This is a genomic window from Janthinobacterium sp. 13 (assembly GCF_002749695.1).
GTDB classification, from domain to species: Bacteria; Pseudomonadota; Gammaproteobacteria; order Burkholderiales; family Burkholderiaceae_D; genus Janthinobacterium; species Janthinobacterium kumbetense.
The window spans coordinates 1,925,059-1,948,538 of record NZ_PEEQ01000001.1; the positions used below are offsets into that span (position 1 = coordinate 1,925,059).

Annotated in this window: 24 protein-coding genes; 9 read left to right on the top strand and 15 right to left on the bottom strand. The window is 61.2% G+C overall.

Going from position 1 to position 23,480, the window contains the following annotated elements; translation table 11 throughout:
• Position 1: 1 nt before the first annotated feature.
• The 3 genes from glnL to glnA all read right to left on the bottom strand — a co-directional run bounded on the left by glnL (position 2) and on the right by glnA (position 3,177).
• Positions 2-1,090 (bottom strand): nitrogen regulation protein NR(II), encoded by a 1,089-nt coding sequence (gene glnL / locus CLU94_RS08385; protein WP_099665311.1) that lies wholly within the window; start codon positions 1,088-1,090, stop codon positions 2-4.
• Positions 1,091-1,095: 5 nt separating this feature from the next.
• Positions 1,096-1,578 carry a DUF4124 domain-containing protein gene (locus CLU94_RS08390; RefSeq protein ID WP_099668212.1) on the bottom strand — a complete coding sequence of 161 codons (483 nt, stop codon included), beginning with the start codon at positions 1,576-1,578 and terminating at the stop codon, positions 1,096-1,098.
• A gap of 183 nt (positions 1,579-1,761) precedes the next feature.
• The gene (glnA, locus tag CLU94_RS08395; RefSeq protein ID WP_070219258.1) at positions 1,762-3,177 is read right to left on the bottom strand and encodes a type I glutamate--ammonia ligase; all 1,416 of its coding nucleotides are present in this window, start codon (positions 3,175-3,177) and stop codon (positions 1,762-1,764) included.
• A 386-nt stretch (positions 3,178-3,563) separates the two neighbouring features.
• Between glnA and CLU94_RS08400 the strand changes: the two genes are divergently transcribed.
• The 3 genes from CLU94_RS08400 (at position 3,564) to CLU94_RS08410 (ending at position 4,814) form a co-directional block, all read left to right on the top strand.
• Entirely contained in the window at positions 3,564-4,025 is a 462-nt protein-coding gene (locus CLU94_RS08400; protein ID WP_099665312.1) for a rhodanese-like domain-containing protein, read from the top strand.
• A gap of 157 nt (positions 4,026-4,182) precedes the next feature.
• The gene (locus CLU94_RS08405; RefSeq protein WP_099665313.1) at positions 4,183-4,533 is read left to right on the top strand and encodes a type II toxin-antitoxin system RelE/ParE family toxin; all 351 of its coding nucleotides are present in this window, start codon (positions 4,183-4,185) and stop codon (positions 4,531-4,533) included.
• Positions 4,530-4,814, top strand: coding sequence for a helix-turn-helix domain-containing protein (locus CLU94_RS08410; protein ID WP_099665314.1), 285 nt, complete (start codon positions 4,530-4,532; stop codon positions 4,812-4,814). The genes CLU94_RS08405 and CLU94_RS08410 overlap by 4 nt, the downstream gene beginning before the upstream one ends.
• A 13-nt stretch (positions 4,815-4,827) precedes the next feature.
• On the opposite strand, the gene CLU94_RS08415 is transcribed toward CLU94_RS08410, so the two are convergent.
• A complete protein-coding gene (locus CLU94_RS08415) occupies positions 4,828-6,180 on the bottom strand; it encodes a TAXI family TRAP transporter solute-binding subunit (RefSeq protein ID WP_099668213.1) in 1,353 nt (450 codons plus the stop codon).
• Between the two features lie 131 nt (positions 6,181-6,311).
• Here CLU94_RS08415 and CLU94_RS08420 point away from each other — a divergent pair, with 131 nt between their 5' ends.
• Positions 6,312-6,917: a glutathione S-transferase family protein gene (locus CLU94_RS08420; protein WP_099665315.1), complete on the top strand. Its 606-nt coding sequence runs from the start codon at positions 6,312-6,314 to the stop codon at positions 6,915-6,917.
• Here the strand turns inward: CLU94_RS08420 and CLU94_RS08425 are convergent.
• The 7 genes from CLU94_RS08425 to CLU94_RS08455 all read right to left on the bottom strand — a co-directional run bounded on the left by CLU94_RS08425 (position 6,914) and on the right by CLU94_RS08455 (position 15,368).
• Positions 6,914-7,294: a hypothetical protein gene (locus tag CLU94_RS08425; protein WP_099665316.1), complete on the bottom strand. Its 381-nt coding sequence runs from the start codon at positions 7,292-7,294 to the stop codon at positions 6,914-6,916. The genes CLU94_RS08420 and CLU94_RS08425 overlap by 4 nt on opposite strands.
• Before the next feature lie 63 nt (positions 7,295-7,357).
• Complete coding sequence (locus CLU94_RS08430) at positions 7,358-10,474, bottom strand: transglycosylase domain-containing protein (RefSeq protein WP_099665317.1); 3,117 nt, start codon at positions 10,472-10,474, stop codon at positions 7,358-7,360.
• 364 nt (positions 10,475-10,838) lie between these two features.
• Positions 10,839-11,624: a competence/damage-inducible protein A gene (locus CLU94_RS08435; protein ID WP_099665318.1), complete on the bottom strand. Its 786-nt coding sequence runs from the start codon at positions 11,622-11,624 to the stop codon at positions 10,839-10,841.
• Positions 11,625-11,655: 31 nt separating this feature from the next.
• Entirely contained in the window at positions 11,656-12,483 is an 828-nt protein-coding gene (locus CLU94_RS08440; RefSeq protein WP_099665319.1) for an EI24 domain-containing protein, read from the bottom strand.
• The gene (locus tag CLU94_RS08445) at positions 12,483-13,523 is read right to left on the bottom strand and encodes a sterol desaturase family protein (protein WP_099665320.1); all 1,041 of its coding nucleotides are present in this window, start codon (positions 13,521-13,523) and stop codon (positions 12,483-12,485) included. Before CLU94_RS08445 ends, CLU94_RS08440 begins: the two co-directional genes overlap by 1 nt.
• On the bottom strand, positions 13,520-14,386 hold the full coding sequence (locus tag CLU94_RS08450; protein WP_373609984.1) for a polysaccharide deacetylase family protein: 867 nt from the start codon (positions 14,384-14,386) through the stop codon (positions 13,520-13,522). The genes CLU94_RS08445 and CLU94_RS08450 overlap by 4 nt, the downstream gene beginning before the upstream one ends.
• Positions 14,387-14,396: 10 nt before the next feature.
• The gene (locus CLU94_RS08455; RefSeq protein WP_034760259.1) at positions 14,397-15,368 is read right to left on the bottom strand and encodes a YVTN family beta-propeller repeat protein; all 972 of its coding nucleotides are present in this window, start codon (positions 15,366-15,368) and stop codon (positions 14,397-14,399) included.
• Positions 15,369-15,565: 197 nt separating this feature from the next.
• Between CLU94_RS08455 and CLU94_RS08460 the strand changes: the two genes are divergently transcribed.
• Entirely contained in the window at positions 15,566-15,922 is a 357-nt protein-coding gene (locus CLU94_RS08460) for an FKBP-type peptidyl-prolyl cis-trans isomerase (RefSeq protein WP_034782471.1), read from the top strand.
• A 199-nt stretch (positions 15,923-16,121) separates the two neighbouring features.
• Positions 16,122-16,376 (top strand): acyl-CoA-binding protein, encoded by a 255-nt coding sequence (locus tag CLU94_RS08465; protein ID WP_034782468.1) that lies wholly within the window; start codon positions 16,122-16,124, stop codon positions 16,374-16,376.
• A 138-nt stretch (positions 16,377-16,514) separates the two neighbouring features.
• On the opposite strand, the gene proX is transcribed toward CLU94_RS08465, so the two are convergent.
• From proX to CLU94_RS08485, 4 genes are all read right to left on the bottom strand, one after another.
• The gene (gene proX, locus CLU94_RS08470; RefSeq protein WP_099665321.1) at positions 16,515-17,573 is read right to left on the bottom strand and encodes a glycine betaine/L-proline ABC transporter substrate-binding protein ProX; all 1,059 of its coding nucleotides are present in this window, start codon (positions 17,571-17,573) and stop codon (positions 16,515-16,517) included.
• 9 nt (positions 17,574-17,582) lie between these two features.
• Complete coding sequence (gene proW, locus CLU94_RS08475) at positions 17,583-18,686, bottom strand: glycine betaine/L-proline ABC transporter permease ProW (RefSeq protein ID WP_099665322.1); 1,104 nt, start codon at positions 18,684-18,686, stop codon at positions 17,583-17,585.
• Positions 18,683-19,915 (bottom strand): glycine betaine/L-proline ABC transporter ATP-binding protein ProV, encoded by a 1,233-nt coding sequence (gene proV / locus CLU94_RS08480; RefSeq protein WP_099668215.1) that lies wholly within the window; start codon positions 19,913-19,915, stop codon positions 18,683-18,685. The genes proW and proV overlap by 4 nt, the downstream gene beginning before the upstream one ends.
• A 572-nt stretch (positions 19,916-20,487) precedes the next feature.
• The gene (locus CLU94_RS08485; RefSeq protein ID WP_099665323.1) at positions 20,488-20,772 is read right to left on the bottom strand and encodes a polyhydroxyalkanoic acid system family protein; all 285 of its coding nucleotides are present in this window, start codon (positions 20,770-20,772) and stop codon (positions 20,488-20,490) included.
• A 200-nt stretch (positions 20,773-20,972) separates the two neighbouring features.
• On the opposite strand from CLU94_RS08485, the gene CLU94_RS08490 reads away from it, so the two are divergent.
• From CLU94_RS08490 to fdxA, 3 genes are all read left to right on the top strand, one after another.
• Positions 20,973-22,370, top strand: a complete 1,398-nt coding sequence (locus CLU94_RS08490) for a hypothetical protein (protein ID WP_099665324.1) — start codon at positions 20,973-20,975, stop codon at positions 22,368-22,370.
• 89 nt (positions 22,371-22,459) lie between these two features.
• Positions 22,460-22,747, top strand: coding sequence for a protealysin inhibitor emfourin (locus tag CLU94_RS08495; protein ID WP_077400196.1), 288 nt, complete (start codon positions 22,460-22,462; stop codon positions 22,745-22,747).
• A gap of 332 nt (positions 22,748-23,079) precedes the next feature.
• The gene (gene fdxA / locus CLU94_RS08500; protein ID WP_010395176.1) at positions 23,080-23,403 is read left to right on the top strand and encodes a ferredoxin FdxA; all 324 of its coding nucleotides are present in this window, start codon (positions 23,080-23,082) and stop codon (positions 23,401-23,403) included.
• Positions 23,404-23,480 lie beyond the last annotated feature (77 nt).

The window sequence follows — 23,480 nt, forward strand, 5'->3', positions numbered from 1 at the left end:
CTTATGGCAAGGGTAGAACGATCCTGAAATCGGTGTATCCAGGCCGGCTTTCGCACTCGATCACGCCCAGGTGCTGTTGCACGAAGGTTTGCGCCAAGGTCAGTCCCAGCCCGCTGCCGCCTTCCCTACCCGACACCAGCGGGTAGAAAATCCGGTCGCGGATCTGGGGTGCGATGCCCGGTCCATTGTCAATGATATGCAAGTCTAATGCCAGGCCGTAACGGACCTTGGCCAGGGTCACCTGGCGCGCCACGCGCGTCTTGAAAATCAGCTCCGCATCGCCCGCCTCGATGCGCTCGGCCAGGGCCTGCGCCGCGTTGTGCGCGATATTGAGCACGGTCTGTATCAATTGCTCCTTGTCGCCGCGAAACTCGGGGATCGAAGCGTCGTAATCGCGCGCAATGGTCAGTCCGCTGGGAAATTCGGCCAGGATCAGGCTGCGCACCCGTTCGCACACTTCGTGGATATTCACGTCGCCCACGATGTGCGGACGGCGGTGCGGCGCCAGCAGGCGGTCGACCAGGGTTTGCAGGCGGTCCGCTTCCTTGATGATGACTTGCGTGTATTCGCGCAGTTCGCTCAGGTGCAGGGCCGGCAATTCCAGTTCCAGCAGCTGGGCCGCGCCGCGGATGCCGCCCAGCGGGTTCTTGATCTCATGCGCCAGGTTGCGGATCAGCTCCTTGTTGACCTGGCTCTGGTCGAGGATGCGCTCCTCGCGGTCGAGCTTTAACTGCTGCACGTTCTCGCGCAGCTCGATCAGCACACCGTCGCTCGGCGCGTCGAGCGCGCTGACGATGCTGTGCACGCGCAGCGGCTCGCGCCCCAGGCGCTCCAGGCTCAGGTCCTGGCGCAGGTCGGAAAACTTGTGTTCGAGCGCCTGCGCGCAAATGCCGGCCAGTTCCTCGGGATTGAGGAACAACGCCGTCAGCTTTTGCCGCGACAGGGCCTTCAAGGAGCTTTCCAGCAAGTTTTCCGCCGCCGCGTTGGCATAGCTGATGCGGCCGTCGCCATCGAGCAGGATCACGGCCGAGGCCAGCAAATCAAGGCCGGCCAGGTGGGCGGGACGGCTGGAATGGTTGTCTAGTGTCATGTGCTTTACCGGATATTCGCGATCTCGCGTTTCAGGGCCTCGACGTTTTGCTGTGTCCGGCTAATGTTGTCCTTCAACTGCGCCACTCTTTCCTGGTATTTCGCGTAGTTGCGCTCATTGCCCTGGCGCTCGGGCTGGCCGCCGTTAAATTCCAGGCGCTGCGCCGCCAGTTTCTGCTCTTCGCTGCGCAACTCGTCCTGCAGGATCTGGCGCCGGTCCAGGTCGCGCGCGCGCTGCTCGGCGCCATCGACCTTGGGAAACGCGCCGGCGGCAGGCGCAGCCGTGGCCGCCGCCTGCAGGGCGGGCCGTACCGGCGCACCGGCCAGCGGCGCCGTCCTGCGTGGCGGCTCCGTCATGGCGCCCGGCAAATCGAGCAACTGGCAATGTTTGCCAGCACTCCTGTCCGTGTATGTCTTGTGTCCTTGCGCATCGGCGCACACATACAGCTGCCCGTGCGCCTGTGCCGCCGCGCCCAGCAATCCTGCCATCAGCGCCATTCTGTAATGCTTGGTCAATCTTCACTCCTGTCGGCTCGTGCCGCATCGTTCCTGGGCCGACTATACAACACCGCACTGTCACCGCCTTGGCGCCTTGCATAAAAAAACGCGGGCAAGACCATCGCCTCACCCGCGTTTTTTATTCACTACCGGCACATTGCCGGCGTGGCGCCATTACAGCGAGTAGTACATGTCGAACTCGGCAGGATGCGTGGTCATGCGCATGCGCTGTACGTCCTGCATTTTCAGTTCCAGGTAAGCGTCGATCATGGAATCGCTGAACACGCCGCCGCGGGTCAGGAACTCGCGGTCCTTGTCCAGGGCTTCCAGTGCTTCTTCCAGCGAAGCGCACACGGTCGGGATCAGTGCATCTTCTTCCGGCGGCAGATGGTACAGATCTTTCGAGGCGGCTTCGCCCGGATGGATCTTGTTGGCAACGCCGTCCAGGCCAGCCATCAGCAGTGCGGCGAAGCACAGGTACGGGTTCGCCAGTGGATCCGGGAAGCGCGCTTCGACGCGGCGGCCTTTTGGATTGGCCACGTGCGGGATACGGATCGAGGCGGAACGGTTTTTCGCCGAGTACGCCAGTTTCACTGGAGCTTCGTAGCCTGGTACCAGACGCTTGTACGAGTTGGTGCCCGGGTTGGTGATCGCGTTCAGTGCCTTGGCGTGCTTGATGATGCCGCCGATGTAGTACAGGGCGAAATCGGACAGGCCGGCATAGCCGTCGCCGGCGAACAGGTTTTTGCCATCTTTCCATACGGATTGATGCACGTGCATGCCCGAACCGTTGTCGCCAACGATAGGTTTCGGCATGAAGGTGGCGGTCTTGCCATAGCTGTGCGCCACGTTCCACACCACATATTTCAGGTTTTGCGTCCAGTCGGCGCGCTCGACCAGGGTCGAGAACTTGGTGCCGATTTCATTTTGACCGGCGCCGGCCACTTCGTGATGATGTACCTCAACCGGGATGCCCAGCGATTCCAAAATCAGGCACATTTCCGAACGCATGTCCTGGAAGCTGTCCACTGGTGGTACTGGGAAATAGCCGCCCTTGACGGTAGGACGGTGGCCGCTGTTGCCGCCTTCGATGTCCTTGCCGGTCGACCACGAACCTTCGTCCGAACCGATCTTGACGAAGCAGCCCGACATGTCGATCTTCCAGCGCACGCTGTCGAAGATGAAGAATTCCGGCTCAGGACCGAAGTAGGCGGTGTCGCCCATGCCCGACGATTTCAGGTAGGCTTCGGCGCGTTTCGCGATCGAGCGCGGGTCGCGGTCGTAGCCCTTGCCGTCCGACGGTTCGATCACGTCGCACTGCATGAACAGGGTCGTTTCTTCCATGAACGGGTCGATATTGGCCGTGTTTGGATCCGGCAGCAAGATCATGTCGGACGCTTCAATGCCTTTCCAGCCAGCGATCGAAGAACCGTCAAAGGCGTGGCCCGACTCGAATTTGTCCATGTCGAAGTGCGACACGGGAACCGTCACGTGCTGCTCTTTACCACGGGTATCGGCAAAGCGGAAATCAACGAATTTGACTTCGTTTTCTTCTACCATCTTCAAGACTTCTGCGGCTGTCATTGCCATGCGTATCTCCTAAATGAATGTGGGGTGAGCCGACCTTAGTGCGTCTGGGCTGATGAAGCGAAGCAAACATTGCGTGCCACCAAAACTCATAAGGATCATAGCAGATTCCATGCCAGCTCCCGGAGCCCCCTGGTGCCGGCGACAAAATTACTGCCATCCCAGTGAAAGTTTTCATGCCCGCGATTTTGACACGCGTTTGCGTCAAATCAAGAATGCACTAAGCAAGTGCAAAAAACGAATAACGCACCATTATCGTGCATTTTGTGCGAATTACCGAAAAATGCCTCGTTGTGGTGCATGCGCCGTGCACCATGGATTCCCGTTTGCGGGGCGCGGACGGCGCACTATAATCGTACACACACCTGCCCACTTTCATCGAGGACGCCATGACCACCGCCGCCGACATCCTGACCACCGCCCGCAGCCGGGCCAATGAAGGTACGCCGTATGCCGGCGCCGTCACGCCGCAGGAAGCGTATGACTTGCTGCAAGGCGATGCCGCCGTCAAGCTCATCGATGTGCGCACGACTGCCGAGCGCGACTGGGTGGGCCGGGTCGACATCGCCGATACCCAGCATGGTGCGGTGCAGTGGGCCACCTACCCGGGCGGCGTGCCGAATCCCGACTTCCTCGCGCAGCTGGCGGCCCAGGCCGGCAAGGACGAGGTGCTGCTGTTCCTGTGCCGCTCCGGCGTGCGTTCGCGCCATGCGGCCAAGCTGGCGACCGAACACGGCTATATCAACTGCTTCGACATCCTCGAAGGCTTCGAGGGCGACAAGGACGCCGACGGCCACCGCAAGCAGATCGGCGGCTGGTGCAAGGCGGGCTTGCCGTGGCTGGGCGCCTGACGCTGGCTGCCGAGTTATCTGAACAGTGTTTGATCTGGCGGGCCACCATGCGGTCCGCCATCGGCTACAACCATCCATGTGCGCCCGCTTTTCTCAAGAGCGGCGCCGATTCTCCTTGCGAACATGTACCTTATATAGTACAACGTAGAGGTGCGTCATGGATGCTTCCGGCTTGCGGCAGATTACCCTGCGGTTCTATGCGAACGGCAATGGTGGCGAACCCGTGCGCGACTGGCTCAAATCCTTGCCCGTCGAAGAACGTCATGTAATCGGGCAAGACTTGATGCATGCGCAATGGCGCTGGCCCATGGGCATGCCCTTGTGCCGGCACCTGGGGCAGGGCTTGTCGGAGGTGCGCAGCAGCCTGCCCGGCAACCGCATCGCGCGCGTGCTGATCTGCCATCACGGCGATTGCCTGGTGGCGCTGCACGGCTTTATCAAGAAAACCCGCGCCACGCCGGACGACGACCTGGCGCTGGCCCGCAAACGCCACAAGGAATTGACATGAACGCCATTGCTCCCCACCTCGGCAGCAGTCTCGACGACTTCCTCAAGGAAGAAGGCATCTTTGAGCAAACGCAAACCCGTGCCATCAAGGAAGTGATCGCCTGGCAACTGACGCAGGCCATGCAGGAACAATCGCTGTCGAAGACGCGCATGGCGGCGCTGCTGCAGACGAGCCGTTCGCAACTCGACCGCCTGCTCGATCCCGGCAGCGACGTGACGCTCTCCACCCTGGAGCGGGCCGCCGCGCTGCTCGGGCGCAAGCTGTCGATCACCCTCGTTTAAGCGGGTTAAGTTCTCAGGCCGGCTCGCCCGCCTCCGCGGCCGGGTGCTCGCCCATCAGGGTCAATATGCGCTTGCGCACGAAATTGATGTGGCTGCGCAAGCCATACAAGCCATCGGCGAACGACAGGGGTATCGAAATCTGGTTGACCATTTCCTCGATCTGGTCGAGCCGTTTCAATTGTTCCGCATACACGTGCGCGCGCAGCCCTTCCGGCACGTCTTCCAGCGCCTGCTCGACCGTGCGCAGCTGGCCATACCAGCGGTACACGCGCGAACGGATGCGCCACACGTACAGGGGCGGCACGACGCGCGACAGGGGCAGGATCAGGGCGCCCAGCGCCACCACCAGCACCCACATGCGGTCGAAGAAATTGGCCAGCCAGAAACTCATGTAGCGCTGCAACACGGGCGCGCCATCCTTGTAGAATTTCAACGCTTCCGGCGCCACGGGAATTTCCGTGTAGCGCGCGGACGGGAACTGCCCCTGCTGCTGGAACCAGCCCGTGCCGCCATGGATGCCGGCCGCCGCCTGCACGAACAGGTCGACCAGGGCCGGATGCAAGTCTTCGCGCGCGACCAGGGTGGCCGTCGGCGCGATCAGGTGATAATCCTGCGCGGGAATGTTTTGCCCCAGGTCGACGATGCCACGTGGCAAGACGACGTGGGTCAGGAACGGAAGGCGCCGCGTGTACGCCTCCGCTTGCGAAAAATCAAACAGCTTGATGCCCGGTGTTTGCAGCAGCATCTGGATCAGCGGCGCTTCCGGCGCCGAGCTGAACACGAGACCATCGATGCGCCCTTCCAGCAACTCCACCGTGGCGGGCGTGTTCTGCAAGTCGCTGACCGTCAACTCCTTGGCTTCCACGCCATTGACGGACAGCAACTGCCGGAACAGGCCGGGCACGCCCGTGCCTTCCGGCCCCAGGTTGATCTTCATGCCCTTCAATTGCGTCAGCTCCGTCACGGCCTTGTCTTCGCGCATGAACAGCCAGACGGGTTCCGTAAACAAGCTGCCCAGGGAAATGAGGCCGTGGCGCTCGGCATCTTCGTGTTCCGTCGAGCCACTTTGCACGAAGGCGATATCGGTCTTGCCCGCGTTCAAGCGCTGCAGGTTTTCCTGCGAGCCCAGCGACGGCTGCAAGGTCACCTTGATGCCGTGCCTGGCCAGGGTGGCCGCGTACTTCTTGCCGAACTCTTCGTAGGCGCTATTGTCCTGCCCTGTCGACAGGGTTACCTTGCGCGGCGGCGCCGGGTCGACCAGCCAGTAAGCGAGCGCGCAAAACGCGCCGACCAGCAGCAAGGTGGGACCGGCGGTGGCGAGGAAATCGCGCACGGAAAAGCGGCTGAACGCGAGGATTTTGGACATGTGGTGGCGCATAGGTTTCATGGGTGGCTACGATGCCAAGAAAAGCTCAACTATGCAAGGCACTTTCACATGCGCGGCGTGGTCATTTCCGCTACAGTGGCAGATCACTCATTCGCCCTTCGGAGCCCTGCATGCTGAAAATTCTTGGAAAAGCCGCCTCGATCAATGTCCGCAAAGTCTTGTGGACGTGCGAGGAACTCGACCTGCCGTACGAACGCGAAGACTGGGGCAGCGGCTTTCGCGCCACGGACGACCCGGCCTTCCTTGCCCTGAACCCGAACGCCATGGTGCCCGTGCTGCTCGATGGCGACCTGGTGCTGTGGGAATCGAACACGATATGCCGCTACCTGTGCGCGCAGGCGGGCCGCGACGACTTTCTGCCGAGTAATCCACGCGCCCGCGCGGAAGTGGAAAAATGGATGGACTGGCAAATGGGCGACCTCAACAACAGCTGGCGCTACGCCTTCATGTCGCTGGTGCGCCACAGCCCCGCACACCAGGATGCGGCCCAGCTGGCCGCAGGTATTGCCGGATGGAACAAGATGATGGGCGTGCTGGAACAGCAGTTGCAGCGCACGGGCGCGTATGTGTGCGGCGAGCAATTTACCTTGGCGGATATCGTGCTGGGCCTGTCCGTCAAGCGCTGGCTGATGGCGCCCATGCAGCGCCCCGAGTATCCTGCCATCGCCGCGTATCACGCGCGCCTGGAAGGTAAAACGGCCGTGTTTGCTGGTTAATCCAGTTCGATTGCCTCGACCGTGCCGCCGATGACGTAGCAATCGCCATCGCGGCGCACTTCCTCCAGGGTTGCCGGGTCGTCGTGCGCATACGTGCCGTCGACATCCACGCACCACACGTCGCCAAAGCGCAGCAGCTTCACGCCACAGCAGATGCGGTTGATGAAGTTGCCCGGCGTCTTCATCATCAATTCCCGCACCTCTCCCACCGTGATGGCGACTTTGCGCCAGATGTTGCCCTCCAGTTCATGATTCCTCGCGTACAACACGATGCGCACGCTCTGCACGCCCCGGGGTCCATATGCTTGCTCAAATGATACGAGCGCGCCATCGTCGAAGCGGTGATATTGCGCAAAGATCTGCTGTGTTCTTTCCATGGATTCTTTCTCCTCCATAAAAAAACCGGCCCATTCAGGCCGGCTTTTTAATGCAGCAACGATTTAATTCGTGCACTGCTTGGCCACGCCTTCGGCTGGCGCAGGCGGTTCGATCAGCGGCATCAGGCTCGGCGCCAGGGACACCAGCAGTTGCACGGGCAAGGCGCTGGTGAAATCGTAGTTCTTCGATTCCGGCCCCCGCACATACGCCGTCATGCTGCCATAGAAGCGCTCGCCGATATTGAAGACGAACGTGGCCGAACGGTTCACATAGCGCGATTCGATCAGGCGGCCACCGGCGCCATACACGTCGAAGCGCTGGTCGCCCGTGCCCGTCTTGCCGCCCATCGGGATCGGCACGCCGTCGGCGCCGACAAACGCCGTCTTCGCCCGTTTCGCCGTGCCGTCCGACACCACTTCGCGGATGGCCTTGGCGACTGCCTTGGCCACGTCCGGCGACAGCACTTGCTCCGCTTCCACCTTCGTGCCCCGCTTGACCATGGTGTCGTACGGCGTATTGGCGGCGAAATGCATGGAATCGATGCGCACGCTGGGTTTGCGCACGCCATCGTTGATGATGATGCCCATCAGCTCGGCCAGCGCGGCGGGACGGTCGGCCGACGCGCCCAGGGTGGTCGCATACGACGGCACGAGCGAGTCGAACGGGTAACCCATCTTCTTCCACTGGCGGTGGATTTCCAGGAACCCTTCCACTTCCAGCAAGTTGGCGATGCGGCGGTCCTGCGCGTGCTTGCGGTGCGTATTGAACAGCCATTTATACACTTCCTGGCGTTCCTTTTCGCTGGCCGCCACCATCTGCGACAGGGTGGAACCTTCGTGCTGGCGCAGATACGCCACCATCCACAGTTCCAGCGGATGCACATTGGCAAGGTAGCCCCGGTCGGCCAGCGACCAGTTTTCCATCGCATACTGCTGGTACATCTTGGCCACGCGCTCGGGCGGTACTTCGTTTTGCGACGGTAGATTGGCGTTGAGGAAATCGCCGAATTCCGCGACGGTGCCCTTCGGATTGATGGTGCGGAAGATATTCGCCAGGCGTACGGGGGTCGGGCGGATACTGGCCAACAGGATCTTTTCCTGCTCGTCGACGCTCTTGCCGCGGTACTTCTGGTAGAAGCGGTGCAGGAATTCGCGCCCCTCCTTGTCGGCAAAACGGCTCAGGTACTGGGCCCGGCGCGGATCGTCCGCGTCCGCCAGCAGCGAGGCCGAGGAATCGGGACGCGAAAACATGTAGTAGCGGGCCACGTCGCGCATCAGGCGCACGAACACCAGGTTGGTCGACTGGCGCAGCGCCTGCTGCACCGTCATGATGCGGCTGTCGTCGAGCTTGGAGAAGTTGCCGAAATGATGCAAGCCGCCGCCCGTGAAGAAGCCTTCGCCCGGATTGCCCGAATATTTGCGTTCCATGGCGGCCGCCAGCATGGCGGGCAGATTGCGCGCCTCGCCCAGCGACAAAGGTTTCAAATAGGCAATTGCCCACTGCGACAGCATGTCCTTCGGATCGACGGCAATCTTGCCCAACTCGGCGGCGCCCATGCCGCTGTAGCGCTGGTGCAACTGGTCGATGATGTCCATATACGTCACCAGGGTGCGCAGCTTGGCCGTGGAACCGAGGTCCAGCTTGGCGCCTTCGTTGATGTCGAGCGGCTGGTCGTAGTTATCCGTCTGCACGCGCAGCAAGTTGGCTTGCTCGCCCTTTTGCAGCAAAGTAAAACTGTAGACCACGTTGGCGGGGTCGCCATTGCCCAGCATGCCCTTGCCCGTCAAGCCGGCCGCTTTCGCCACTTCCGGGTCGCGCAGCTCGCGCAAGACCTTGGTGACGGCGTTTTGCGCCTGCGCGTCGAGCGTGCTGACCACTTTCAGGTCGAGACGGTCGAGGTTATACAAACGCGGATCGCCCAGCATGCTGGCCAGGTGGTTGCGCACGGCATTCGATGCCTTGCGCGTGACGAACGAGGTCGACGCTTCCGATTGCACGCCCGAGGCCGTCGATGGGCGCAGCTTCTCGGCGATGGCCGCATTGCGCAGCTGCGGCGAGATCACGCCCGCTTGCGCCAGCAGGCGCAGATGGCTGTTGGTCAACTCTTCCAGGTCGGCGCCGCCTGCCACCAGGTAGTGCGAGGGACGGCGCTGCGCGATCAGCAAGCTCAGCGCCTGCTTGTAGGCGAGCGCACTGCCCGGCTGGTCCATATTGCCTTTGAGCAAAGTTTTCACTTCGGAAAATGGACGGCCATACCAGACCCACATGCCGTCGCCGATCCCGTTGACCTCGCCAAAGCCGCTCTTTGCCGACAGCGGCACGGTATTGAGGTAATTGACAACGATCTTGCGCCGCGCTTCCATGGTGTTTTCGCCATCCTGGTACGAGCGCAGGCTGGCCGACAGCATCTGCAGCAGCTTGTCCTGCATGGAACTGGTGCGGCCGTCTTCCGAATGGCGGTATTTTTCAATTTGCGTGGCCAGCGTGCTGCCGCCGCCGCCGCGGTGGCCGCCGAACAGGTTCAGCGCCTTGTCCAGAATCGCCTTGCTCAGGCGGTCCCATTCCACGGCCGGATTGCGCTCGGGCGTGCCCGGATCGAGCAATTCGCGGTTTTCGATGAACAGCAGGCTTTGCACGAGCGCGGGCGGCGCTTCGGCAAAGCCGTCGAACATGCGCTCGGGATAGCTGGCCGCGAACAGGGGTGCGGCGCGGCAATCGAGAATGCTCAATCCCGCGCGGTTCTTCTCGTGATAGGTGGCAAAGATGCCCCGGTCGACCAGTTGCACCATCTTCGGCGACATGCGCGCCTGCGCCGTCACTTCATAGTCGCGCGCATTGAGCTTGCTAATAAAATCCGGCAAGCTGGCATAGCCGAGGCGCTCGTCATACGGGCCGTGCTGCGGATAGCGGATGGCGCCCGCCGGTGCGGGGCCGGGCTCGACCTTGAACGACAGCTGGCGGTCCAGGCGCGTGAAAAATTCCGCCTGCAGGGCCGACGTGCGCACTTCGCGCATGACGAACCAGGCCACGCCGGCAATCAGCGCCAGCAGGATGATGGCAAAGATGGGCCAGATGCGCGAACGGCGCTTCTTCGGCGGGCTCGCCGGCGGCGGCGCCTCGGCAGCTGGATCAGAGGGGGGCCGCTCTTGCGCGGCCAGATTGACGCCTGTGTCTTTCATGGGATGCTGGGGTAAGGTTGGGTTTGGACGGCGCGGGAAATGCGGCAGCGATACCGCTCCGCGCAGGGTAAGACGAGGGCCAGCCAGGGCCGGTCACAACAAAGCTTGCTTAACATGATGTCCATACCGGTAAATCAAAAAAACACGCTACTGCACAGGCAGGCGACCCCGCGTTTGACACGCAAGGCCCCTGTTCACCATTCCACCACATCGGCATGAAAACGACTGACGAGCGCGCACAAAAATCTTGCTTCATTGAAGATTTTCGCAAAAAAACAACGTCTTGGAATGTACGCTTGCGTACATAGATGCACGGCGGGCTGGACGCCGGCAAAAAAGCTGCCGGCGCCGGGCTGGCTGCATGTCAGATGGTGGTGTATTCCGCCTGCAAGATATCGAGTGCGGCGCACATCTGCGCGAAGGCGGCCGCCGCTTGCGCCGGCTCGCCCTTGACGCCCAGTTCGATATGCCGGCGCGTCTGCGCGTCGCCCACGCTGGGCAAGCTGAAAACCTTGATCAACGGAAACTCCGCTTCCAGCCGCACCATCAGCGGCGTCAGCAGGGATTCGGCCGTTTCGTACACGAGCAAGGCATGTTCCGCGTGCGGCACCTGGTTGAACAAATGGGGGTAATGCGTGTCCAGCACCCATTCGATCATGGGCCAGGACATGATGGGAAAGCCGGGCACGAAGTAATGCTCGCGCACGGCAAAGCCGGCAATCTTGTTGTACGGATTCGGAATCAGCTCGGCGCCTTCGACAAATTCCGCCATTTTCAGGCGGTGCAGGTTTTCCGGCGAGTGCAAATCGGCCGGCACGCCCGCCTCTACGCCCATTTCCGTGATGCGCTGCTGGATATTGATCTTGCCCTGCGGATGCAGCACCAGCGGCAAGCCCAGCGCATCGGCCGCCGCCTGGCGCGTATGGTCGTCCGGCGTGGCGCCGATGCCGCCAAAGCTGAAGACGATGTCACCGCTGGCAAAGCTGCGCTTGAGCAAGGCGACCAGGCGGGCAGGCTCGTCGCCCACGTATTCCGCCCAGCTCAGCTGCAATCCCCGCGCCTTGAGCATTTGCACCACTTTCGGGAAATGCTGGTCCGTGCGCTTGCCCGACAGGATTTCGTCGCCGATGATGATCAATCCGATAGCCATGAAGCTTCCTCGTAGAATTCGATAAAAATACTCAAGCGTCCGCCGGCGCCACGTCAGTCATGCCGCGTACGCCCCGCAAACGCGACAGTGCTTCCAGGCAGTAATACTGGAACCACAGACCCGTAAAGATGAAGATCAGCACGTACAGCCAGATGGCGAACGCCGCCAGGAAGGGGAAGAACACCACCGACATCGCGCCGCCCATCCACAGCAAGCCCGGCACGGCGCCGGCCGCGCCGGACACCATGCCGATGGCCAGCAGGGGCCAGCGCTGCGTGCGCATGATGGCGTGGCGCTCGTCCACGCTGGCGTAGTCGGCCATGGCGTCGTACGCCATCACGCGGTAGGTCAGCCAGCCCCACAGCACGGCTTGCCCCGCCAGGGCGGCCGGCGGAAACGCGTACAGGGGCAGCAGGATGACCCAGGCGACGATAAAGAGTAAAAACGTGGCCAGGGACGTCCCCACGCTGCCGAGCAGGCTGCCGCCATGTTTCTTTTCCAGCTGAGGAAAGTGCCGCCCGCCGATATGGCGGCCGATGGCCGGCATGGCGAACAGGCCCATGAAGATCAGCGCCGTCAAGATCATCAGCGGCAGCAGCATGAACATGGCGATCAGCGGCACGATCACGGCTTTCAGCACGCCCAGGCCGAAAGTGGTCAGCACCTGGCCGCTGGTGCGGAAGAAATCGTACTGCGTGAACAGCGCATGCAGGCTGTCGATCAGCGGCTGCAAGCCCACGTACAGCAAGCCGCCCCACAGCACCAGCGACAGGATGAACGGCGCCACGCTCAGCAGCAGTATCCTGCCATGCAATTGCGACAGGAAAGCACGGCCATACGAATTCAACACATTACGCATCAACGGCGTCCTTTTCGTTTAATTCTTGCAAATTCCACCATGCGGCGCAGGCCCAGCCATTGCTGCTGCCAGAAACCGCGGCCATAGTTGCGCCCCGGCCGGCCGACACCGTTGCTGTCGATGCGGGCCAGCTGGTCGCGCACGCCCGTGCGCGCATAGCCCGCCGAGAAATTCGCGGTGCCCAGCAGCATATCCCAAATCGGCAAGACCACGCCGAAGTTGCAACCACCCATGCTGCCCTTGCCTTTCGACTCGTGCCCCACGCCGATCGCGTGATGCGTGCGGTGGAAACGGGGCGAGATCAAGAGCCGCTCGCCGATGCGGCCGAAGTGTATCCTCACATTTGCGTGCTGCAAGCTTTGCAAAATGCGCGAAATCGACACCAGCAGCACGTACTGGCCCGGCGGCACGCCGATGCCGAGCGCCACCAGCGCCATCACCACGTCGCGCAGGAAGTCATCGAGCAAGTGATTGCGGTCATCGCTCCACAAGTTCATGTTTTGCTGGCTGTGATGCAGGCTGTGCAAGCCCCACCACCAGCCGAAATGGTGCGAGGCCCGGTGGTAGCAATAGTCGACGAAGTCCAGTATCACAAAATAAATGATAAAACTGAGCAAGGGGCTGATGCCGGGCAACAGCGATTCCAGGTTCAATGGATGAATATTGTCGAAGCGCAAGGCGCCCGCCAATGCATCCATCAGCGGATCGAGCGTAAAGAACACCACGACGGAAAACAGGCCGATGCGGTGCAGCACCGTATAGATAAAATCGTTCCAGCGGGCGCGCGGGTCCGTCATCTTTTGCGCGGGAATCAAGGCTTCGAGCGGACGCAGCACGAGAAACAGCAGCACCAGTTCGCACAGGCCGATCAGCAGCCACTCCGTGCCCTCGAACGCTTCTTCCGTGAATTCGCCAAAGCCCAGGTGATATACGAGCGGGTTCACCACCGTCTGGAACAGCCATCCTTGCGCCGCTCCAAAGGCGTCGACCACGGCATCGATGACGGGCGTGACGAAGCTGACGATGTCGGCGGCGATCATGGCTGGCCCTTCTTCTGCGCATAGGCAGGGTGCTCGCGCAGGGTGGCAAAGCAGAAACCTTTGTCTTGCAGGCCGGAAATCAAGGCGTCCAGGTTGGCCGGTGCCCACGGCTCCTTGCGCGACCAGATGCCCATGTGTGCGATGAAAATGTCGCCGCTGCGCAAGTTCGCCAGGGCTTTCTTCAGCAGCGTGGCGTTCGGATACTTATCGCTGGGCAATTCATCGCCCGAATAGCCGGCCGGCGCCCAGCCCGCGTGCTGATAGCCGCAGGCGCTGCCGGCCGCCAGGGTGCGCGGCGACGTGTAGCCGCCCGGCGCGCGCCAGAACGGGTCGAGCTTGCGCCCCGTCAGCTCCTGGAAGCGCGTATCGACGCGGCGCAATTCCTCGCAGAATTGCTGATCCGTGAACGACGCCAGCTTGCCGCCATCCTTGCCGAACTGGGGCTTGACCTGGATCAAGCCGTTGGCCAGATCCTTCTTCCAGTACACGTGGTCAAACGTATGCGTGCCGAACGCATGGCCTTCAGCCACGCGGGCTTTCCAGTACGGCGCCCACGAGGCATCGAGCGAATAGTCGCCGCGCGTGGTCTTTTCATTGGCCAGGAAGAAGGTTGCCTTCACATGGCGCTTGTTCAACACGTCGGCGATCAGTTGCGCTTGCGACTGGCTGCCCGTGTCAAACGTCATGTAGATGGTGCCCTTGCAGGCGGCCGGCGCTGGCGATGCAGCTGCAGATGCGGCTGGGGCAGCAGATATGGCGGCAGGTACGGCAGCAGGTGCGGCGGCATGCGCGGGCGACAGCATGGCGTTGGCGCACAGCAGCATGGCGGGCGCGTGGCCCGCGAAAATGAAGCGTTTCATCATCACCGGCTCATCACATGCGCGGCGAGTGGGTGGCGAAATACACGCCATGGGGCGAGCGGCCCACCGGGATGGTCTTGATCACCTTGCGCGTGGTCAGGTCGATCACGGCCACTTTCTTGATCCAGCGCAACGTTACCCACATGGTCTTGCCGTCCGGCGTGATTTCCATGCAATCGGGGCCGCCCGGCACATTGATGGTGCCCACGTTTTCCAGGGTTTGCTGGTCGATGATGTTGATCGTGTTCGACACGCGGTTCGAGACGAACGTCATGCGGTTGTCGCCCAGCGCGCGGAAATTGTGCGTGCCGGCGCCTGCCTTGATGCGCTTGACGGTCTTTTGCGTGCGCCAGTCGATCACTTCCACGTAATCGCTGCCCATGATGCCCACCAGCAAATGCTTGCCATCGGGCGTCATCGTGATGCCGGCTGGCGCCGGACCGACAGGCATGGTCCATTTCACCGTTTGCGTGGCCAGGTCGATGGCGCTGACCTGGTTGCTGCCCTGCTGCGTAATGAAAGCCATGGTGCTGTCGGCCGTGAACGCCATATGACTAGGCAATTTTGGCAGCGGGATGCGCTTGGCCAGGGTCAGGTTCTTGCCGTCATAGCGGTACAGGTCGATGCGGTCCAGGCGCAAGGAGTTCGAGATGAACCATTTCTGGTCCGGCGAAAAGCCGATCTGGTACGGGTCGAGGATGTTGCTGATGCGGCGCTGGATCTGGCCCGACACGGGGTCGAGGAAAATCAGCTCGTTGCCAACGGAACTGGCGACGATCAGCGACTTGCCGTCCGGCGTTTCCATCAGATGGTGCGGTTCCTTGCCGACGGCAAAGGTGGACAGGGGAGCATAGGTTTTCTGGTCCAGCAGTTGCACCGTAGCATCACGGGAATTGAGCACCACCACCACTTCGGCTTGCGCCGTCGATATTGCGGAAACCAGGCACAGCGAGGAAAAAACAAGGCGGCGTAGACTGCGGAACATGGCAAAAATCACTGTTAAATACAAAACATGCATTTTACGTGGAACACTGTATTTATTGTGTGAAATCCCCCCTTAAATGCTGCCGGCAGCCACACATCGCCGTAATTTCCGTTTTTTCCCCGTCCCAGGCCTGGAATGGCGCTTTGCAACTCATTGCTCTACAATCTGAAGCTTTCATCGCCTACACAAGGATAATCATGACCACCACCACTACCGCTTCCGGCCTGCAATACATCGACACCACCGTTGGCGAAGGCGCTGAAGCGCAAGCCGGCAACAATGTTGTCGTGCATTACACGGGCTGGCTGCAAAACGACGACGGCAGCGCCGGCGCGAAATTTGACTCGAGCAAGGACCGCAACGATCCATTCGAATTCCCGCTGGGCGCCGGCCGCGTCATTCAAGGCTGGGACGAAGGCGTGCAAGGCATGAAAGTGGGCGGCAAGCGCCAGCTGATCATCCCGGCAGCACTGGGCTATGGCGCACGCGGCGCCGGCGGCGTGATTCCTCCGAACGCCACCCTGATTTTCGACGTCGAACTGCTGGGCGTATAAGCACCGACTCCGCAGCGCTCAAGCGACTGTACCGACGCCGCCCCTGTTCACTCAGCGGCGGCGTTTTTGTTTTGAGTGTGTCCTCTAATGCACGGCGCGCTTTTTTCACTATGATGTCAGGCACTGCAGCACGCACGGTGGCCACTCCGCCGGGCCTGCCGCACTTTTCCAGCGATTCCATCAGCACACAGGAGCCATCATGAGTTTACAAGAGCAATTCGAACAAGCGCAGCTCGATTCCAAGACCCTGTCCGAGCGTCCGGACAATATGACCTTGTTGAAAATCTACGCCTTGTTCAAGCAAGCGTCGAGCGGCGACGCCACGGGCGAGCGTCCTGGCATGACCGACTTCGTCAACCGCGCCAAGTTCGACGCCTGGGCGGCCCTGGCCGGCACCTCGAAGGAAGAGGCGCAACAGCAATACATCGACCTGATCGAAGACTTGAAGGATTAAACCTGAAAACGCCTGTTTTGCAGAGAAATGGGCCGAAAACGGCTGAAAACTCACCAAAAACCACAAAAACAGGCTGAAAATGCAAAAGTGGCTACCAAATCGGTAGCCACTTTTTTTACGCCTGTCTCAGCCGCAAACTTACTTTTTCGCCGCCGCCAGCGCTTGCGCGATCCAGCCGTCAAACGTCTGCTGGTGGAACTTGATCCAGCCAGCCGTATGACGGGCGATATCGGCTTGCGTGTTTTCGCCGCGGCGCATGCGCTCGTTCTGCGCATTGATGTCCGCCACGGGCAATTGCATCACTTCGAACAGCTTGGCTGCGGCCGGATTCTTCTCCGCCCAGGCCTTGTTCGACACGATGCGCGCCGTGTTGACGGCAAAGCCGTAGTCGCTGCCATCGTCGAGACGGGTATTCACCTTGTCCGGATTGGCCGAGAACGGCACTTTCAGCCAGACCACGTCCTTGCCCGGCACCAGCACGCCGCTGACCCAGTACGGCGTCCACGTGTAATACAGGATCGGTTCGCCACGCTTGTAGCGGCCCAGGGTGTCGGCGATCAGGGCCGCATAGCTGCCCTGCACGTGGGTCACCGTCTTGCGCAATTTATACGCATCCATGTGGTTCTCGATCAGCGCTTCGCAGCCCCAGCCGGGGTTGCAACCGGTCAAGTCGGCCTTGCCATCGCCATCATGGTCGAACAGCTTGGCCAGGTTGGGATCGCGCAACTGGTCGATATTCGTGATGTTGTACTTTTCCGCCGTCGCCTTGTCGATCAGATAACCTTGCGCGGCAGGCCCCGCATACTGGCCCGTGCGCGACAGCTTGGCGTCGCCGCCCGCATTGTTATAGAAATCCTTGTGCATCGGGTCCCAGTGCACGGCCATGAAGGTGGCGTCACCGTTGGCAATGGCGATATGCGCCGTCGGATATTCCACTTCCTTGATGGGCTGCACTTCGTAGCCCAGCTTTTCCAGGGCCTTGTCGACCAGCATGGTCTGGAAGGTTTCTTCCGCGATCGAGCTTTGCAGCGGTTGCACCTTGACGCCCTTGCCGGGCAGCGCATCGGCAGCGGCGGCCGGCGTCTGCGCCATGGCCAGGCTGGTGGTCAGGGCCATGGCGGCGATCGCCAGGGCGGAAAACAGCTGGAACTTGCGTTGCGATTTTTGCGTCACTTTGAAATTGTCGATTTGATGCATGTGTATCCTTTATTGTGCGTTGGCCAGCGTTACTTGCTGTTCAACATTATTTTTCTCCGCATTGCCGCGCACCAGGCGCAGCACGAAACCGGCAGGACCCGTCTGGTACCAGTGGCGCACGCCGCGGCGTGGCTGGCCCATCGCTTGCGTCAAGCGGTCCAGGGTGATGGCCAGCAGCACGATGCCCAGGCCGCCCACGGTGGCCAGGCCCATGTCCAGGCGGCCGATGCCGCGCAATACCATCTGGCCCAGGCCGCCCACGGCGATCATCGAGGCGATCACGACCATCGACAGCGACAGCATCAGCGACTGGTTGATACCGGCCATGATCGATGGCATAGCCAGCGGAAATTGCACGCGGGTCAGCAACTGCCACGGCGAGGCGCCATAGGCGCGGGCCGCTTCGATCAGGTCGGGACGCACCTGGCGGATGCCGAGGTTGGTCAAACGTACCAGCGGCGGCAGGGCAAAGATGATCGTCACGATCACGCCAGGCGCATTACCGATACCAAACAGCATCACCACGGGCACCAGGTAGACGAAGGCGGGCGTCGTCTGCATGGCGTCGAGCAGGGGGCGCAGGATATTCTGCGCGCGGTCGCTGCTGGCAAGGAAGATGCCCAACGGCAAGCCGATGGCCATGCAGAACGCCAGCGACGTCAAGACCAGCGACAAGGTCGTCATGGCTTCCGGCCAGATGCCCAGCATCGACACCACCAGCAGCGCCAGCACGGTGCCGATGGCCAGGGTGCGGCTGGTAAATTGCCATGCCAGCAAGCCGATGATGGCGATCACCGTCAGCGACGGGGCGGCCAGCAGCACGCCTTCCACGCCGGACAGCACGCTGTCGATCGGCGCGCGCACGGCCTGGAAGAAGGGACGGAAATGCGCGACGACCCAGCCCAGGCCCTGGTTGATCCAGCTTTCCAGCGGCAGCGAGCCGTCGAAAATCTGCGTCAGGTGAAAGCCGGACGCATGTTCCGGCTGCACGGCAGGCGCGGCGGCGTCCAGCCAGGCGGTGCTGGCGTCGGTAGGCGGCGTCAGCGCCCAGGGATTGATTTGAGCGGCCTGTTCAACAACAGGTTCTACTGTGGAAACGGTGCTTGGATTCATGCTTGTCCTTTCTGTTGTTGTTCGGCTATGGCTGGCGTGTCGCGGTCAAGGAACTTCAGCAAGGTTGTCTTGCTGATGGCGCCGCGGAAGCTGCCGTCATTGGCCACCACAGGGACGGCGTAAGGCAGTTGCGCCACCTGGCCGAACAGACCGGCGACTGGCTCATCTGCATTGATGGTCTGCACGTCGGGCAGATAGGCATGCGCCAGGCCCAGCGGACCCACATGGCCGTCGAGCGCACTGCGCAGCGAATCGGCCGAGACGACGCCGAGGAACTTGCGCTGCGGATTGACGACGTAGGCAAACGCGCGATCCTGCTCTTCCAGCATCGACAGCGCGGCGCGCGAGCCGCGGCTCGGCGACTCGGACACGACGATCTGGCTCTTGCGGGCGATATCGCTGGCCTTGAAGACGGCCGCCGCATCGACGCCGCGCACGAAGTTGCGCACGTAATCGTTGGCAGGCTTGCGCAGGATTTCTTCCGGCGTGCCCACTTGCACCACGTGGCCGTCTTTCATGATGGCAACGCGGTCGCCGATGCGCATGGCTTCGTCGAGGTCATGCGAAATGAAGACGATGGTGCGGCGCTTGATTTGCTGCAAGCGCAGCAGTTCCGATTGCATTTCCGTACGGATAATCGGATCGAGCGCGGAAAACGCTTCATCCATCAGCAGAATCGATGGATCGCAGGCCAGCGCACGGGCCAGGCCCACGCGCTGCTGCATGCCGCCCGACAATTCGTCGGGATAGCTGGCGCCGTAGCCGTCCAGGCCCACTTGTTCCAGAGCTTGCTGGGCCAGCGCATGGCGCTCGGCCTTGGGCATGCCGGCCAGTTCCATGCCGAAGGCAGTGTTGTCGAGCACGGTAATTTGCGGCAGCAGCGCGAACGACTGGAACACCATGCTGATGTCCTTGCGGCGCAGGGCGCGCAGCTGGGCGTCCGGCAAGGTATTGATGTCGTTGCCGTCGATCAGGATGCGGCCGGCGGTCGGCTCGATCAGGCGGTTCAGCATGCGCACCAGGGTCGACTTGCCCGAACCGGACAGGCCCATGATGACGAAGATCTCGCCCGCTTCAATGGTAAAGGTGGCGTCGAAAACGCCGATGGTGCAGTCAGTCTGGGCCAGGATATCCTGCTTGCTGGCGCCCTGGTGGACGAGTTCAAGTGCTTCTTCTGGCTTGTCGCCGAACACTTTGAACACATGGTCGATAATGATTTGTTTTGCCACGATGTGGTTCTCCCTCGATTTGACGAATGGAATGAAACCCAGCAAGCTGCCAGCTTGCGGCGGGAATCAGCAAACCCTGTTGCGTCGGCTACGCCACGGCGCAAAAGCGCACGGGAGCGACAGGAAACAGGGGGTGACACGCATGTGACCAGCGGATGGCCAAAGCCGGTGCCGGGGTGCCGTGTGCGTGCTAAAAGAGGCTGTGGTTCAGGACTTTTAACAACGCTAGCGCCATGCAAATACATGGCACCAAATGTATTTGACCGAAAAAAAATCGACCAAGCTACTTTTAACTGGATGCGGGTGTAAAACCCAATGAATTATTCACCACTCAGCGAGTGGGGAGTACTGCGAAGCAGATGGTGAAACGCGGTGTAGCTGTTGTAAATATGACTCAAGTATAACGCAAAAAGCCGCCAAAGTCCAATGGCTTTCCAAATAGAAATGTGCTAGCAATGTTCGCCAGCGTACAGTCAGACGTGAAAAAGGCGAAAAGCGACGTGTTTTCATCGTCTTTTCGCCCATCGCTGCGACACGTTTTCTAGCACCAAACATGGCGCCAGACAAGCGGGTCAAACTGGCTCGGTAAACACCTTGCGCATCTTTTCGGCGATCTTGCCTTCAATCGTGGAAGCGAAGGCGCTGAGCATGAAGCCCAGCTTGATTTGCAGCTGCGCCTGCTCTTTTTCCAGGGTCAGCGAACCATCGACGCCGCTGCGCTCGAAGCGCAGCACATCGCCATCCCAGGCGCAGGCCAGGTCATATTCCTGGGCCAGCTTGTCGGCCACTTGCTGCGCCGCTTCGCGCGCCTTTGCTGCTGTCAGCTTATGTTGCTGAACTATATTTATATCCGCCATCAAACGATCCTTTTATTATAAAAACGGGTGCCATACGGCCAGCATCATACCAGCCGCCACGCGGCAGCCGCAGCCATGGGGAACGGCGGCACACGGAAAAAACCGCGCTTTCTTGCGCCGCACTTGCGCCGCATCAAACCGCAACCACCGAAGCAGGCCGACTATCTCCATTCCAGTTGCGAGTGTCTTGGAGAGCTACCATGGACCAGAAAGTCATCGTGCCGGTCGAAGCCGTGCTGACCAAATGCGTGTCCTTGCCTGTCGGCTACGTCCCTACCCCCTCGGCGCCCTACCGCCTGCACCGCAAGAATGCGCAACTGACCCTGCAGCCGGGTCCGCCCCGCCTGACGGACGCCACGGTCCGCAACCTGGCCGCCGTGCCCGTCGGTTCGCGCGTGCTGATCTGGAAGCAAGACCCGTCCGTGAGCGAGCTGGGCACGCGCAAGGCCTTCCTGCCCGGCCTGCTCCTGCAAGGTCCGCGCGACGCGCGCATCACCTTTGGCGAGCCGGGCATCGCCCAGGTCAGCCCGAACGCCTTTGGCGACTTCATCGTCTCGCCCAACACCGACCAGTTCGACGCCGTGCACACGTTTGCCATCGTGCGCATGACGCTGACCATGTACCAGCGCGCGATGGCCAGCAACAACACGGCGCCGCCCCTGCCCTGGCAATGGAATAGCGCCAGCAACACGGCACCGCTGCGCGTGTTCCCGCACGGCTTGCCCAATGTCATGAATGCCTATTACAGCCGCAGCGACAAGGCCCTCAAGTTCGGCGACTTCATTCCCAGCGGCGCCACCGAGCGCGTCTACACTTGCCGTTCGCTCGACATCGTCTCGCATGAAACCGGGCACGCCATCCTCGATGGCCTCAAGCCGAATTGGCTGCTCAACAATAATCCACCGCAGACGGGCGGATTGCACGAATCATTCGGCGACCTGACGGCCATCTTCCTGGCCCTGTCGCAACTGGACCAGGTCGAAGCCGTGATCGCGCAAACCAAGTCCGACCTGCACGACAAAACTTTCCTGGCCGACCTGGCGGAACAGTTCGGCCTGGCGCTGGGCCGGCCGAACGGCTTGCGCAATGCCGATAACGACATCAAATTGTCGGAGGCCGGCACGGAAGTGCACGCCATCTCGCAAGTGTTTACAGGCGCTATCTACGACATCCTGGCCGACATCTTTGCCCACGAACGCCAGCCCCAGCTGGAAGATGACGCGGCCGTGCTGCACCGTTGCGGCGACTACCTGCGCAGCCTGGTCTTGCGCGCCCTGGTGGCGTCCCCCGACCAGGCGGCCACGTACGCCGACGTGGCCGGCCACATGCTGACCCTGGCGCAAGCCGACGGCTTTACCAGCTACCTCGATTTCATCCGCAACAGCTTTACCGTGCGCGAAGTGCTCAAGGACAATGCCATGACGGAGGATGGACAAATGACCTTTGCCCCCGATGTCATCGACGAAGCGGGCGCCGTGCAAGACAGGCGCGCCTGCTGCGGTACCATGAACCATGCGGAATACAGCGAATCGGATCAATTACTGGAAGCGGAGCGCGAAGCGCTGGCGGCCTGGTGCCGCAGTTACGCCCCCCGGTAAACGCCCTGCGCCGCAAGCCCGCCAGCGGTCAGCCGCAGGCGACGGCATGCCGCATCATTTCCCCACCACCGTGCCCAAGAAGGAGCAGCATGAAAATTTCAGCCCGCAGCAGCGGCGGCTTTGCCGGCCTGAGCGAACAGTACGACATCGATACGCAAGCCCACCCGGCCGGCCCCGGGCTGGAAGCAGCACTGGCCAGCAGCGGTTTTTTCACGCACCCGCAGGGCACGGGCGAACAGGTGGGCGCCGATATCCCCCATTGGCAGATCACCGTCGAGGCACCGGCCGCACGCCGCACCATCACGTTTGCCGAAGATGGCAGTGCTGAAAATGCACGTTGGCAACAGTTGCTGACGCAAATACGCGCCAGCGCCTGATTGTTCTGGCACTTATTTTTACCGATCTTGATTTGGGTAAAACAAAAACACCACACGGCGAGCTTCCGCCTCGCCCGTCCTGCTCCCGGCAGCATCGGGCGACTGTCGCTTTCTTGCCGCGTTCTTCATGGTAACGTCCCGGATAGTCGCTGAATTGCACGCTCTGCGCGGCAACGGCGCTGCCAAAAAATGAATTTGCTTATATGTATTGTATATAAGCGGGATTTGTGAGAAATAGCGAATTGCCTTAAAATACAATGCTTTGCTTTAGTATGCGCCGCCGAGGTTCCTGCAGGCGCTACAGCACCTCCCCCCAAATTGATAGGACTGTTATGACCCACGTTGTCACCGAATCCTGCATCGCCTGTCGCTATACCGACTGCGTCGATGTCTGCCCGGTAGATTGTTTCCGGGAAGGCCCGAACTTCCTGGCAATCGATCCGGACGAATGTATTGACTGCGCAGTCTGCGTGGCAGAGTGCCCGGTGAACGCGATTTTCGCGGAAGAAGACGTGCCGGGCGACCAGCAAGCCTTCATCAAGATCAACGTCGACCTGGCCCGTAACTGGCCTTCGATCACCAAGACGAAGGCTGCCTTGCCGGAAGCCGAGCAATACAAGGACGTCAAGGACAAGCTCGACATGCTGGTGCGCTAAGCGCACGGCACTTGCCGCGCCGTTTCCGGCGGAGACACTGTTCTCCGCAGGGGCGTGGCGGTGAAAAAATGTACAAA